This is a genomic window from Burkholderia sp. BCC0322, assembly GCF_902833045.1.
Classification (GTDB): Bacteria; Pseudomonadota; Gammaproteobacteria; order Burkholderiales; family Burkholderiaceae; genus Burkholderia.
Genome location: NZ_CADFDU010000004.1, coordinates 165561 through 179577 on the forward strand (window position 1 = coordinate 165561; position 14017 = coordinate 179577).

Consider the following 14017-nt stretch of genomic DNA (forward strand, 5'->3'; position numbering starts at 1 on the left):
GTGTGCGGCGCACGAGTCGCCGCTCTCACCTACCTAGACGGAACCGGGCGCGCATTGCCGCAAACTTTTTTTCGCGGGCCGTCCGACCGGCCATTCAATCGGCCGTCCGGATCGATGCCGGAAGCAGGACACGGCCGCCAGCGTGCGGCCTGCAATGCGCGCGCAACGAAGACCGGCGTGAATCGCGCGGCGCGTTGCGCAGGAATGTGCGTGGCCCCCGTTTCGTGTTCGTATCGTCTGCCGTCGTTGCCAAGGCATCCGGGCATCGCGCGTGCGCGATCGCCGGCAAACGGTTTGCCGCCCCGAAGGCAGTGCGCGAGGCGCGTCACCCTCCCCCTGCGTGCGGCTCGACAATCCTCAGGTTTCAACCGGGAAGTTTTTGTGACATTCCGCTGAAGATATGCACGAGAGTCGCGCGAGACCGTTTCCGCGCACCGCGCTCGCGATGCGGCCCCGCGACCAGCGTCCCGGCGACGAGAAATCCTGCGGCTTGCGGCGGTTCGCTTCGTCCTAACTATTGGATAAAAACGTCAACGACCGGATTCCTCCATGTCATTCGCGACGATGTTCGTACGGTGGCTCGCCGAACGCCTGTCCGGCCAAGCCGCGGCCGCGGGCCGGCTGCCGCCCGCCGCCTTTGCCGCGCCGCGCCGCGCGTTGCGCTGGCGCGCGCCCTGGCTGGTCTGGCACCTGCTGTCGTGGGTCGTGCTCACGTTGCTCGCGCCGCCGATCTGGACGATCGGCACGCTGCTGCTGATCGATGCGTCGAGCGACCAGCCGCTGTTCTGGACGCTCGCGATGGCGATCGTGCCGGTCGCGAACGGGGCCGCGATCGTCGCGGCAAACCAGCGCCATCACCGCGCGCCGTTCACGCGACGCTCGACGGTGGCGCTCTACCTGTTCTTCGTCGCGATGGCCATCGGCTGCGCGCTGTTCGTGCTGCTGCTGTGGCGCTCGCATGCGATCGCGTCGCTGGTCGGCCCGCTGGCGCTGACGACCGACGGCACGCATCCCGCGACGCTCGCATTCTGGGTGGCCGGGCTCACCGCGATGTTCGGCGTCACGTCATCTGCGCATGCGAGCATCGCCCATGCGTGGCTGGCGTTCGTGGACTGAGCGCCGCCGCACCGCCCTGGCAGGAGCCTGCGAATGCATCGATACGGAAGATCCGGCAGCGTGAGGCCGCAGCGCGAACGCGGCATCGCGATCGTCACGGTGCTGCTCGTCGTCGCACTGGCGGCGACGCTCGCGGCGAGCGTGCTGTGGCGCCAGCAGGTCGCGACGCGCGACGTGGAGAACCAGCGGCTCGCGACGCAGACGATGTGGGTCGAGCGCGCGGCGGTCGAGTGGGCGCGTGCGACGCTGCGCGCGCAGAGCGCGACGTCGAACGTCACGTTCGCCGGCCAGCCGTGGTCGTCGCCGGCCGCCGACGTACAGCTTGCCGACCTGCTGCCGCCCGAGGCCGCGGCGGTCAATTCGGAGCTGTCGCGTGCGTGGATCTCCGGCCATGTCGAGGATGCGCAGGCGCGCTTCAACCTGACGAACCTCGTGACGCGCATCGCGCCCGGCAAGCCGTGGCAAGCCAACGGCGAAGGCGTGCTCGCGTACCGGCGGCTGCTGAGCCAGCTGTCGCTCGATCCCGCGCTCGCGCAACTGACGGCCGACTACATGCTGCGCTCGCTGCGCGACACGAACGGCCCCGACGGCTGGCCGCTGCAGCTCGTGTCCATCGACGATCTCGCGCGCATTCCCGGCTACGACGCGCATGCGATCGAGACGCTCGCGCCGTTCACGACGATCCTGCCGGACCTGACGACCGTCAATGCCAATACCGCCGCCGAGCCCGTGCTCGTCGCCGCGATTCCGACGCTGTCGGCCAGCCAGGCCAAGCGGCTCGTCGCCCGGCGCGGCACCGCGTACTTCGTCAGCACCGGCGACATCGCCGAGACCCTGCTGCCCGCGCGCGACGGCAATCCGACGCTGCCGGACGGCTCGAGCGTCGGCGTCAACAGTCTCTACTTCATCGTGCATTGCCGCGTGCATTCGGCGCGCATCAACGCGCGCGTCGACACGCTGATCGCGCGCTACGGCAGCGGCAATTTCACGTGGACGTCGGTGATCTGGGTTCACCGGCTGACGAGTTGAACGCGGCGCCTGCGCGCCGCCGGGTGAGCGTCGGCTAGTTCAGGGACGATTCGCTCAGCGCGACCGAACGCATGCCCTGCGCCGCCGCGCAGTCGAACGACAGCCGCGTGAGACTCGTCTCGCGCACTTCGCCGAGCAGCCGGTTCCAGTCGTCGATCGATACGAGCAGCGCGATCGGCCGGTTGTATTTGGTGACCATCACGAGCGCCTCGCCGGCATGCCGCAGCGCCTTCGACGGATTGCTGCTGAAGTCGCGCGTCGCCATCGCGATCGTGCGCAGGCTGAACACGTTCGCGGCCGGATCGCCGCCGTCGTCATGCAGCAGGTGGTCGAGCGTCGCCGCGCGCAGCAGCGCCTGCGACTTCGCGGACAGCCGGTTGTCGCGGCGCCTGCGCCGCTCGCTGCGCGGATCGACGTGCACGGCGAGCATCCGCACGATCTGGCCGAGCGTCGCCGCGGGCAACTGGTCGTAGCGGCGCCACCAGTCGGGCGGCAGCGCGATCATCATCCCGGCATAAGTGGCGGTGACGCCGTCGGCGATCTGCGACGGCACGCGTTCCGCGTCGCGTTCGTCCAGGCCGAGCGCGTCACCGACGACGCGCGTCATCACGCTGAACGCGTTGTATGCGAGTGCCGCGATGCCGCTCGCGAGCAGCGACGCGCGGGCCGGCACGCTGCCGAACAACGCGCCACCGAGTACCGAATCGAGCGAAAACGGCAGCGCATCGTGCCAGCGCCGGCGCGCCAGCTGCATCACCTGGCATGCGTCGAACGGCTCGACCGGCAGGTTCGTCAGCACCGTGACCGTCGCGCCCGGGGCGCCGTCGAGCCCGTGGCCGCGCCATTCGATCCGCCTGAGCGTGCCGGCCGCTTCACCGTCGCCCGCCATGCCGACGGCCTGCTCGCGAACGTCACCGCCGTCGAGCCGGCCGGCATCGCGCCAGCCGCCGAGCGGCCGGCACGCGGCCGCGCCGCCGTCGTCGCGCAGCACGAATGCGCCGCCGCGGCGCGGCCAGCCCGACACGATCGCGTCGATATCGAAACGGCCGTCGATCATCCACAGCTCGCCGGGCCTGACGGTTTCCAGCAGCGCGCCGACGAATGCCCGTTCGTGCGAGCGGCCGCGCTCGACCGGCAGCAGATCGACGATCATCGCAAGCTCGGGATCGTAGACCGGCATCACTCGCGCGCTCGTCAGGCCCGGCGCCGCGTCACGCGCCGGGTCGTCGCAAGCGCGGCCGCAGTCGCAACCGGCCCGGCCAGGCGCACAACCGGCGCCCGCGCCATCCAGCACGCGCAGCCGCATCCCGCCGAGCGTGCGCCCGCGTTCGTCCGCCCGTGCCGCCGCGACGGGCAACAGCAGATCGACGCTGTCCCTGACGAGCGCACGCCCCCAGCCGGCCCGCCAGCGGCTCATGCCGTCGTGAAGCGCGGCCACCGCGGCGCCGGACGCGGACGATGCGTGTCCGGGCACCCCATGCGGCATCGGCGATGCCGGCGTGTGCGCCTGCGCGGCAATCGCCGCGATCGCGTCGACCGCCAGCGCGAACAGCGTCTCGCGGATCGACTCGTCGTCGGGTTCTTCGTCCGCGTCGACCACCATGTCGATCCAGTCGTCGTGCAGCGCGCACTGCAGCACGAGCCGCGCCATGATCGTCATCGGGCTCTGTTCGACGAAGCGTTCCACAATCGTGCGCATCATCCCGTCACTCCACACTGTTCAGCCCGGCACACGCGCACTTGACGGGCCGCCCGCGACGCCGCAGCATCGTGGGCGACCGGACCCGCGCGACGGCGCGCCGCCGCGGCGGTCCGCCCGCAATCGATGCACGAGGCACCGGCATGTACGTAGATCCCCGCGTGGCCCATGGCCGTGCCCGGTTCGACCTGAGCGGTTCCCCGCGGCTCGTCGCCGACGAGCGCCGCTGGGAAATCAGCGACGTCGTCACGCGCGGCCTCGACGATTTCACGGGCGTGCGCAACCGCCGCAACCTGATGCGGCTGCTCGAACGCCAGATCGCGCCGAAGCTCGCGCGCCTTGGGCTCGAGCCGTACGTCGGCGCGCTCGGTCATGCCGAAGGGTTGTTCGTCAACTTCTCGACGATGAGCGCCAAGCATGGCCTGCGCGAATTCCAGCTTCAACTGACGGTGCCCGACCTCGTGCTGCGCAGCTTCGCGTCGAACGTGATCCGGCCGCACGCGGTCGCACGCTGCATGCAGCGCAACGGCGTGATGTCGCTGGCGGAAATCGAACACGAAACGCGCATCGCGTTCGTCGCGGCGCGCGTGATGCGCTCGCTGGCCCTCGCGGAAGGCTGGCGGCAGATCGGCGTGCCGACACCGCACGGGCTCTTCGTCGGCGCGCTCACCGACGCGCACGACGTCGCGATGAACACCTATTTCCGGCCCGGCGACAACGACCGACCGTCGCGCTGGAGCGGCTTCTCGGCCCTCTTCTCGACGATGCCGGACTGGCGGCCGGAACAGGTCCGGCACGGCGGCGAGCTGCTGCAATGGATGGTCAACCATATCGTGGCCCTGCAAGAATCCGCACCGTTCGTCGAACGCTTTCCCTTTCTGCGCGAGCCGCTGCGCGATGCCGGCGATCCGCTCGACGCCGCCTGGAACGGCGCACGCGCCGGCGTGCAGCCAGGGGCGCCGCCCTGAATCCCGAGTCGTGAATCCGGGCTTTCCTGACGCGGCCGGCGCGGACTCGGCACGCACCCGCCGCCATGCGCGAGCGGTGATCCGGAGGCCCATTCAGGCCCCCGTTCCCCGGTCTCCGCTTGCCAGCCCCTCCGCACAGCCCCCTCGCTCTCTCATATACAAGGTCGAAGCGAGCCCGCATAACCCGCATACTTTCTTTCAGCGCGAGCGCGTGCGCGATTGCGCACCGCACCGGTGCGCGCGCGAAACGTCGCCGTATCAATGCGTACGCGTCGACCCGCCCGGCTCCGGGCGGCCGACCGTCTCCAGCACGGCCCACATCCAGATCAGCTCGCGGACCGTGCGCGCATGCTCGTCGCTCTGCGCGCGCCAGCACGCAAACGCATCCAGTTCCTGTTGCGTCGTGTCGCCGGTGCGCAACCACAGCAGCCAGCGCACCGCGCCCTCGCGGATCGCATCGGCGCGCGTATTCGCGTCGCCGGGATCCTTGTCCCGTTGCGATTCGTTCATGATCACGCCACCGCCCGAAGCTCCATCGACACACATCCCCCGCACCGCGCATCGCTGCACGGCCGGGGCGCTTGCCACCCACGCCTCGGATCCGACGACGTCACACCGGGCCGCCATGACAGACGGCCCGGCGTTTGCCGGCCCTCATTGATCAAGTCGTATCGGACGGCCGTAACCCGCAGTGCGCGGACAGCCGCAAGCGCCGCGAACGCATCGCCGGCGGGAAGGAGAACGGGAAGTAAAGCGCGGGGAGCCGGTCAGCTCAGCAGCACGATGTTGCCCGGCAGGCGCGTGATGTGCGCGCCATACAAGCGGCCGACCATGTCGATCACGTCGTCGAGCCGCGTGATCGGGAACTGTGCCTGCATCCGGTTTTCGCCGAGCGACGCGCTGCGCAGGATGACCTTGCCGCGCCGGTAGCGATTGATCTCGTCGACGACGTCGGATAACGGCACGCCGTTGAACACCAGCATCCCGCGCCGCCATGCGCTGACCGCGCCCGGATCGATCCGCGACACGGGCTGCAAGCCGCGATCGTCGTACACGACCTGATCGTCGGCCGTCAGCGTGCGCGCACCGCGCGGATGCTCGAGCGCGACCTTACCGGAGAGGCAGGTCACGCAGACCTGCGAGCCGGTGCGCCGCACGTTGAAGCGCGCGACGGTCGCCTGCATGCGGCCGCCGCCCGCCACCACGGTGACGGGCCGGATCGGTGTCGCGCGGTCGGCCGGCGGCGCGGCCGCGTCGATCTCCGCCTCGCCGGCGACGACTTCGACGCCGTGCGCGGCATCGCTCGCGGCCAGTACGTCGAGGCGCGTCTGCGTATTCAGCTCCACCGTCACGCGTGACGACAGCGCGACGCTGCGCTGCTCGCCGGTGCCCGTGTGGTAATCGGCCGCGAGATCGCCGAGCGACGGCCACAACTGCATCGGCGGGCGCAACGCGAGCCACGACGCGCCGGCCGCGACGGCGAAGCCGATGAACGCGCGCCGCCCGGTGCGCATCGTGCGCTCGCGTTTTGCAACGTTTGCCCAGGCAGCGGCCGCCCGTTCCTCGTGCGCGAGTTCGGTCGCCGCCGTGCGCAGCGAGTTCCAGGTATCGCGCAGCAGATCGGCGGCTTGCGGACGATCGGCGCACCAGCGCTCGAACGCGTCGGCTTCGGCCTGGCTCGCGTCTCCCGAGCGCAGACGCAGCAGCCACGCACTCGCTTCGTCGAGTTCGTCGTGGGCAGGTTCGGCCTGGGCTTTCGTCATCGTCCTGATGCTCAAAATTTACGCGGGCCGCCTCGCGTGCCCGGGTACGGATCGCCGTCTTCCTGCATGCGCTGCAGGCAGTACTTCATTGCCGCACTCAGCTCGCTTTCGACGAGCCGCAGCGAAATGCCGAAATGCTCGGCGATCTCGCGGTTCAGCAGGCCGTCCACGCGGGCGGCCAGCAGGATCGCGCGGCGCCGCGGCGGCAGGCCGCGCAACACGTCCTTCAGTGTCTCGACCTTGCGGCGCGCCGCGACGATGCGCTCCGGATCGGCCAGTTCGTCGGGCATCTCGAGCAGCGTCTCGACATCGTCGTCGTGCAGATGCCGGCGCTCGCGGCGATGCTGGTCGATCGCGACATTGTTCGCCATCCCGAGTATATAGGCGTCCGCGTTCGTCACCTGGGTGGAGACGTTCGCGTTCTCGAGACGCAGCCAGGTTTCGTGCAGCGCGTCGGCGGCGCCGTCCTTCGACCCGGTCACGCGCTCGAGGCGCCTGACCAGGTACGCATAGCGCGTCGCCAGCAGTTTCCTGAGCCCGGTGCGGTTGCTGTCGGTCATCGCGGCCTAGCCCCGGACAGCCGGCTGCGGCGCCGGACAGCGGAAATGCACGCCGTTGCCGGACGGCCGCAGCAGGATCGTGACCGGCTGCGGCAGGTCCGCAGGCGGCGCGTCGTCCAGCTTCAATGCGCGCAGCGCGCGCATCACCGCCGCGTCGCGGGCGGCCGAACCGCTCGATGCCACCATGTTGACCGCCACCACCGCCCCCCTGTTGTCGATGCGCACCTGCGCGACGAGTCGATAGCTCCCCGGTACGGCTCCCGGCTGCGCGCAGAGCGCATCGATCAGACGCGCCTGCAGCAGGCCCGCGAACGCGCGCCGATCGTCGGAATCGCCGATCCCGTCGATCGGCAAGGCCGCATCCGCCGGCGTGTCGGCCGTCGCGGGCGCCTGCTCGGCGGCCGGCTGTGCGACGATGATCGCTTCGTCCGGGCGCGAGAATTCCGCACGCAACCCCGTTCCGGCCAGCATCCGCTCGAGCGCGTCGCGCGGCGTGAATTCGCCCTGGACCGGCGCACTCGTGCGCCCGTCGAGCAGCGGCGCCGGCGCCAGCACGATCAGCTCGGTGAGCCGCGCGAAGTCCTGCAAGGTCTTCGCGAGCGGCTGCGCGGGCAGATCGAAACGCACCACGCTGCCCGGCCGGCGGACGATGGAACCGGTCTCCTGCGCGTGTATGCCGTGCATGCACGGCACGACGAACGCCAGCCACGCGACGAGCGCCAGGACACCGGTCGGCGCCCGTGAACGAGTCATGAATCCCTGGACGGAAGTGGAGTTGCACGTTGCCGGCGAAACGCGCACCCCCGTGAGCGGTTCCGCAGCAAACGAACGTCAGATTGTGAGCGGGCACTATGACAGTCCGGTGAAGCGTGCAGCGATGCGATTCAATCGCGGCGCGTTCCCACATTGCGGGCATGCCAGGCGCCGAACGTCGCTCACGGCCGGCGCACGACGAAGTTGCCGATGCCCGTGCCGACGACGGCCATCCGCACGTCGCCGGACCACAGCGTGATCGTCACGGGCACGTCGATGCCTTCACTGCCGAGCAAGACGCGCGACGGCACTTCGCCGCCGCCGGTGTACCGCACCGACACGCCCGTCACTTCCGCGCCCCAGCGGCGTGCGCGATACATGTCGTCGCTCATCGGTGCCCAGGCGCCGCTTTCGGTGCGCTGCACGAAGCGATAGCCTCCGCCGATCGGCTGCCATGCGATCGGGATCGACCGCACCTGCGCTTCGTCGCCGGCCGATTCGAGCAGGTTCGCCAGGCGCTGCGCCTCCTCCGCTAGATCGGTGCGGCGATTACGCGACGGCGCGAGCGTCACGACCGCGACCAGCAGCCCGACGATCACGAGCACGACCAGCATCTCCAGCAGCGTGAAACCCGTCGACGTACGACGCACGACGCGCGAGTGTCGTATGCGGCGCTTCACGACGCGCACGCCGTCACTGCCACGAGCCGATGTCCGCATCGTTCCCCTCGCCGCCCGGTTTGCCGTCCGCGCCGTAGCTGAACACGTCGATCGCGCCATGCGCGCCATGCGCGCCATGCGCGCCCGGGTTCAGGTATTGATACGGATTGCCCCACGGATCCTTCGGCAACCGCTCGAGATAGCCGCCGTCCTTCCAGTTGTTCGGCACCGGATCGGCGGCCGGCTTCTGGACCAGCGCGGTCAGCCCCTGCTCCTGCGACGGATAGCGGCCGTTGTCCAGGCGATACAGGTTCAACGACTGCATCATCGTGCCGATGTCCTGCTTCGCGGCGATGCGGCGCGCCTCGTCCGGACGGCTCATGATCTTCGGCACGATCAGCGCCGCGAGAATCCCGAGGATCGCGACCACCACCATGATCTCGATCAGCGTGAAGCCGCGTTGCGTGTGTCCTCCCGAGTGACCGGCGTATCGCGTTCGGGTTTCGTTGGGCCCCGTCATCATGCATTCACCCTCGCAACAAAGAATGGAAAACATCTTCTGTTCATCGCACCGACCTGTCGCCATGAAACCGTTCGACCTGCTTCGCATCGCGCCTTCGCGCGCCGATCTCGTTCCACTCGTCGCGACGCTCGCTGCCGCGGCCGCACTCGTGACCGTGTCGCTGTGGGCCGTGCGCGTGCTGAGCGCTGCCGATGCGCCGGTCGCGACGCTTGCAGCGCCGCCCGCGTCGATCGACGTTGCCGCCGGCGCACGGCTGTTCGGTGCGAAACCCGACGACGGCCGCGATGCCATCCAGCTGCTCGGCGTGCTCGCCTTCGATGCACACCGAGCGGCGGCGATCGTCAGCGTCGGCGGCGATGCCTCGCGCGTCGTGTCACTCGGCGCGGCGATCGGCGAAGCCGCGAAGCTGGCCGAGATTCGCGCACGCTCGATCGTCGTCGACCGCAACGGGCTGCATCGCGAGATCGCTCTGCCCGCCGCGGAGAAGGCCAACGCGTACGTGCGCTGAGCGGCGCATCACTGCACCATGTTGTTCAGCTCGATGATCGGCATCATCACCGCCAGCACGATCACGAGCACCACGCCGCCCATCGCGAGAATCAGCAGCGGTTCGAGCAGGCTCGTCAGAAACATCGTGCGGCGTTCCAGCTCGCGCGATTCGCCTTCGGACGCGCGATCGAGCATCGTCGTCACGTCGCCGGTCGCCTCGCCCGAACGGATCAGGTGCACGAGCACCGGGGGGAACGTCTTCGTATGCGCCAGCGCGCGTGACAGTGCCGAGCCCTCGCGCACGCGCACGATCGCATCGTCGACGTTCGCGCGCATCGCACGGTTCGACAACGTCTCGCCGGCCGCCTGCAGCGCGCGCAGGATCGGCACGCCGGCCGCCGTGAGAATGCCGAGCGTGCTGGCGAAGCGCACCGTGTTGTAGCCGCGTACGAGCTTGCCGGCGAGCGGCGCGGTCAGCACCCACGTGTCGAACCTGAGCCGCGGCGCATCGCGCGACAGCACCTTGCGGATCGCATAGACGAGCGCGGCCGTCCCAGCCAGCGACGCCCACCACCAGTGCCGCACGAAGTCCGACAGCGCGAGCATCACGACCGTCAGCGTCGGCAGCTGCTGCTTCGTGCTGGTGAACACGTTCGCGACCTGCGGCACGACGTAGCTCAGCAGGAACGTGACGATGCCGAACGCGATCAGCGTGACGATGCCCGGATACGTGAACGCGAGCAGGATCTTTTGTTTCAGCGCGTTGCTTTGCTCGATGTAGTCGGCCAGGCGCGACAGCACGATGCCGAGCTTGCCGGTGTGCTCGCCGGCCGCGACGAGCGCGCGATAGATCTCCGGGAAATCGCGCGGACGCTGGCTCAGCGCGTTCGCGAACGAATGGCCACCGACGACTTCCGCGCGGATCGACGCCATCAGCTCGCGCACGTATTCGCGTTCGGCCTGCTCGCTCAGCACCGACAGCGCTTCGTCGAGCGGCAGCCCCGCGACCAGCAGGCTCGCGAGCTGGCGCGTGATGATCGCCTGCTCGCGCTGCGACAGCTTGCGGCCGAGCGACAGGCGCTGATGACGTTCGCCGTGCAGGCGTTGCGCGGCCAGTTCGACGACGAGCGGCGTGAGCCCCTGCGTGCGCAGATGGCTGCGCCCGGCGCGCGCGCTGTCGGCTTCGAGCACGCCTTTCAGCGTGCGGCCGGTGGGATCGATCGCTTCGTAGCGGAATGCCGACATGTCAGTGCCCTCTTGTCACGCGTGCGACTTTTTCGGCGACGGCGCGCAATGTGCCGGACGGAGTCGCCGGGGAAGACTACGGAGCGAACCGGCGCAGATTTGTGACGGATGTTGGGCTACCTTTTTGGGCGGGCTTTATTACCTGACATCGTTATTCTTATAACGTAAAAACGATTACACCCACACCCAATTAATTAATCGGTCACACATTAAATACACGCGACCCTCGCCAATCCTGGATTTACAGATTTTCGCGAAAATCCGAAAAATACATTGAAACGGAAGATATTCACCGACGTGCAAAATGTTCCGTAACATCCGCCACACAATCGTCTTGAAGTTGGGGTAGTCGTGCGCGGGCTCGCATGCAATGTCGATGGCTTCCATCAAGCGCGATACGGGTTCCGGCGTACGACCCGCCGAACGATTCCGGCTAAATCCCAATATCTGGATGTTCCGACTTGCGCCGAACGACGCTTCCATCCGGGCTTTACCAATCCGAATAACGAGATGATTTGCGCAATAAAAATGTTACGCACCATTCGTTATGAAAAATTCACACGCGTCATTCGGATTTCCCCCTACATTTACCCGGCGGTCCACAAGCATTCCAACCGCAGTAGCAGGGGTTCCCGTTTATCTTCGTTCAAGGAAATTTCTCATGAAATCCAGCAAGCGCAAGATCTGTCAAGTCCTCGCTCTCGTCGTTTCGGGCATGGGCGCATCCCTCGCGATGGCCGCAGGCCCTGTGATTCAAGGTGGCGGTTCGTCGCTCGTCGCGCCGACGATCGGCTCGGTCAGCAACCCCGCAAGCGAAATCGGCCTGTTCGGCACGTCCGAAGGCACGTTCACGTACTACTCGGTCGGCTCGGGCGCCGGCCAGAACGCGTTCCTGAACAACCAGCCGACGTACTTCGGCGCGGGTGTCTCGGGCACGGTCCACTTCGCCAACAGCGATGCCGCACTGACGACGGCTCAAGTCACGGCGTACAACAACACGGGCCTCGGCACCACCAACGGCCCGCTGATCCAGATCCCGTACATCGTGACCGCCATCACGGTGCCGGTCGTCAACGCGCCGGCCGTAACGAGCTCGGTCACGCCGCAAACGACGCCGGGTCAGGCGCACAGCATCGCGCTGAACGACGACGACCTGTGCGGCATCTTCTCCGGCAAGCTGACGAACTGGAACCAGGTCACCAATCCGGAAGGCGGCCTCTACTCGACGAACGCCCCGATCAAGGTCGTTTATCGCGCAGACGGCAGCGGCACGACCGAACTGCTGACCCGCCACCTGGCCGCAGTCTGCACGACCGGCAACACGGCGTCGGGCGTCAAGTTCATCGATTCGCTGACGTTCGCGAACACGTCGGCATTCCCGTCCGGCGTGCCGTCGAACTTCATCGCAGCTTCGGGCAGCGGTGGCGTCCGTGGTTCGCTCGCATCGCTGTCGACGGCCGGCACGGCCGCGGTTGCGTACCTGAGCCCGGACTACACGAACACGTTCCTCGCGTCGCAAAGCTCGGTCGTGACGTCGTCGGGCGCACTGCAACTGCCGATCGCCAGCCTGTACAACACGACGGCCAAGGCCTACTACGCACCGACGTATGCGAACGCGACGAAGGCGATCGGTACGATTACTGCCCCGTCGGGCACCGCTGCCGGCGATCCGACCCAGTGGGTTCCGGTTTCCGGTTCGGCGTATGCCGCCCTGGCCAACCCCGCATCCGGTTATCCGGTCTCGGGCACGAGCCAGATCATCCTGAGCCAGTGCTACTCGAACGCCGCGGCGGGTACGGCTGTTCATGACTTCCTGAACAACCACTACACGAACGCCAGCTACGCGTCGGTCGTCCATGGCAACGGCTTCGACACCGTGCCGTCGGGATTCCAGACCGCGATTTCGTCGAACTTCCTGAGCAACTCGAGCGGCAACCTCCTCGACATCAACGATTCGAGCGTCTGCGGTGCGGGCGGCTTCGCCGGCCGGTAAGCCGCATCACATCTGAAGCACCGTCCTGATGAACCGCCTCGAGCAATCGAGGCGGCTTTTTGTTTCAACACGCCGACCAGGCATGACCACCTCGTGCGGCAGCTGACGTATGTCATGTCTCAATACATATAGCCGGGCCTCGGCACCACGAACGGCCCGCTGATCCAGATCCCGTACATCGTGACCGCCATCACGGTGCCGGTCGTCAACGCGCCGGCCGTGACGAGCTCGACGACGCCGCAAACGACGCCAAGTCAGGCGCACAGCATCGCGCTGAACGACGACGACCTGTGCGGCATCTTCTCCGGCAAGCTGACGAACTGGAACCAGGTCACCAATCCGGAAGGCAGTCTCTACTCGACGAACGCTCCGATCAAGGTCGTCTACCGTTCGGACGGCATCGGTACGACCGAACTGCTGACCCGCCACCTGACTGCCGTCTGCACGACCGCCAATACGGCTTGGGGCGTCAAGTTCATCGATTCGCTGACGTTCGCGAACACGTCGGCATTCCCCGCAGGCATGCCACCCAATTTCATTGCAGCGTCGGGCGATGGTGGTATTCGCGCGTCACTTGCATCACTGTCGTCGATGGGTACGGCGGCCGTCGCCTATTTGAGCCCGGCCTATGCGAACACGTTCCTTGCTTCGCAAAGCTCGGTCGTGACGTCTTCGGCCGCGCTGCAACTCCCGATCGCCAGCTTGTACAACTCGTCGAACAAAACGTATTACGCGCCAACGTATGCGAACGCGACGAAGGCGCTCGGCACATTCTCACCGCCGCAAGGATCCGACGAGGCGTTTCCGACGTTGTGGGCCCCTGTTTCTGGCTCCATTTACAAAGCCCTTGCCAACCCGTCTTCCGGCTATTCGATATCCGGTACGAGCCAGATCCTCCTGAGCCAGTGCTATACCAGCGCAGCGATAACGACGGCTGTTCACGATTTCCTGAACAACCACTACACGAATGCCAGCTACGCGTCGGTCATTCATGGCAACGGCTTCGACACCGTACCATCAACCTTCCGGAGTGCCATCGTTGCAAGCATCCTGAGCAACGCTACCGGTAACGCCGTGGATATTGGGAACTCAGAGGTCTGTGGTTCGTCCGGGGACCTGTTTCCCGGCCGGTAAAGATAACCGTCTCTAACCGGACGTTGTCGGATAGACCACCTCAAGCGATCAGGGTGGTCTATCTTCTGCTTGCCTTAAGTACCGCT

The 14017-nt window shown here is 67.3% G+C and carries 13 protein-coding genes and 1 pseudogene; 6 read left to right on the forward strand and 8 right to left on the reverse strand.

Features of this window, described 5'->3' with window-relative positions; translation table 11 throughout:
• Positions 1–549 precede the first annotated feature (549 nt).
• Positions 550–1116: a hypothetical protein gene (locus HWX39_RS13965; RefSeq protein ID WP_175968663.1), complete on the forward strand. Its 567-nt coding sequence runs from the start codon at positions 550–552 to the stop codon at positions 1114–1116.
• Positions 1117–1149: 33 nt separating this feature from the next.
• Positions 1150–2145, forward strand: coding sequence for a type II secretion system minor pseudopilin GspK (gspK, locus tag HWX39_RS13970; RefSeq protein WP_175968664.1), 996 nt, complete (start codon positions 1150–1152; stop codon positions 2143–2145).
• 34 nt (positions 2146–2179) lie between these two features.
• On the opposite strand, the gene HWX39_RS13975 is transcribed toward gspK, so the two are convergent.
• Positions 2180–3847, reverse strand: a complete 1668-nt coding sequence (locus HWX39_RS13975; protein ID WP_175968665.1) for a type II toxin-antitoxin system Phd/YefM family antitoxin — start codon at positions 3845–3847, stop codon at positions 2180–2182.
• Between the two features lie 140 nt (positions 3848–3987).
• On the opposite strand from HWX39_RS13975, the gene HWX39_RS13980 reads away from it, so the two are divergent.
• The gene (locus HWX39_RS13980) at positions 3988–4812 is read left to right on the forward strand and encodes a hypothetical protein (protein ID WP_175968666.1); all 825 of its coding nucleotides are present in this window, start codon (positions 3988–3990) and stop codon (positions 4810–4812) included.
• Positions 4813–5070: 258 nt separating this feature from the next.
• Here the strand turns inward: HWX39_RS13980 and HWX39_RS13985 are convergent, their stop codons facing one another.
• The 6 genes from HWX39_RS13985 to gspG all read right to left on the reverse strand — a co-directional run bounded on the left by HWX39_RS13985 (position 5071) and on the right by gspG (position 9067).
• Entirely contained in the window at positions 5071–5322 is a 252-nt protein-coding gene (locus tag HWX39_RS13985; RefSeq protein WP_223274306.1) for a DUF4880 domain-containing protein, read from the reverse strand.
• A 257-nt stretch (positions 5323–5579) separates the two neighbouring features.
• Positions 5580–6575 (reverse strand): FecR domain-containing protein, encoded by a 996-nt coding sequence (locus HWX39_RS13990; RefSeq protein ID WP_175968667.1) that lies wholly within the window; start codon positions 6573–6575, stop codon positions 5580–5582.
• Between the two features lie 11 nt (positions 6576–6586).
• A complete protein-coding gene (locus HWX39_RS13995; protein WP_175968668.1) occupies positions 6587–7135 on the reverse strand; it encodes an RNA polymerase sigma factor in 549 nt (182 codons plus the stop codon).
• Positions 7136–7141: 6 nt separating this feature from the next.
• A complete protein-coding gene (locus tag HWX39_RS14000; RefSeq protein ID WP_175968669.1) occupies positions 7142–7888 on the reverse strand; it encodes a secretin and TonB N-terminal domain-containing protein in 747 nt (248 codons plus the stop codon).
• A gap of 182 nt (positions 7889–8070) precedes the next feature.
• The gene (locus HWX39_RS14005; protein ID WP_175968670.1) at positions 8071–8607 is read right to left on the reverse strand and encodes a GspH/FimT family pseudopilin; all 537 of its coding nucleotides are present in this window, start codon (positions 8605–8607) and stop codon (positions 8071–8073) included.
• A complete protein-coding gene (gspG, locus tag HWX39_RS14010) occupies positions 8582–9067 on the reverse strand; it encodes a type II secretion system major pseudopilin GspG (RefSeq protein ID WP_175968978.1) in 486 nt (161 codons plus the stop codon). Before gspG ends, HWX39_RS14005 begins: the two co-directional genes overlap by 26 nt.
• 64 nt (positions 9068–9131) lie before the next feature.
• On the opposite strand from gspG, the gene HWX39_RS14015 reads away from it, so the two are divergent.
• Positions 9132–9578: a general secretion pathway protein GspC gene (locus HWX39_RS14015; protein WP_175968671.1), complete on the forward strand. Its 447-nt coding sequence runs from the start codon at positions 9132–9134 to the stop codon at positions 9576–9578.
• Between the two features lie 8 nt (positions 9579–9586).
• On the opposite strand, the gene gspF is transcribed toward HWX39_RS14015, so the two are convergent.
• Entirely contained in the window at positions 9587–10804 is a 1218-nt protein-coding gene (gspF, locus tag HWX39_RS14020; protein ID WP_175968672.1) for a type II secretion system inner membrane protein GspF, read from the reverse strand.
• Positions 10805–11465: 661 nt separating this feature from the next.
• Between gspF and HWX39_RS14025 the strand changes: the two genes are divergently transcribed.
• Entirely contained in the window at positions 11466–12797 is a 1332-nt protein-coding gene (locus HWX39_RS14025) for a substrate-binding domain-containing protein (protein WP_175968673.1), read from the forward strand.
• A 135-nt stretch (positions 12798–12932) separates the two neighbouring features.
• Positions 12933–13931, forward strand: a pseudogene (locus tag HWX39_RS14030) (substrate-binding domain-containing protein); the annotation flags it as partial.
• Positions 13932–14017 lie beyond the last annotated feature (86 nt).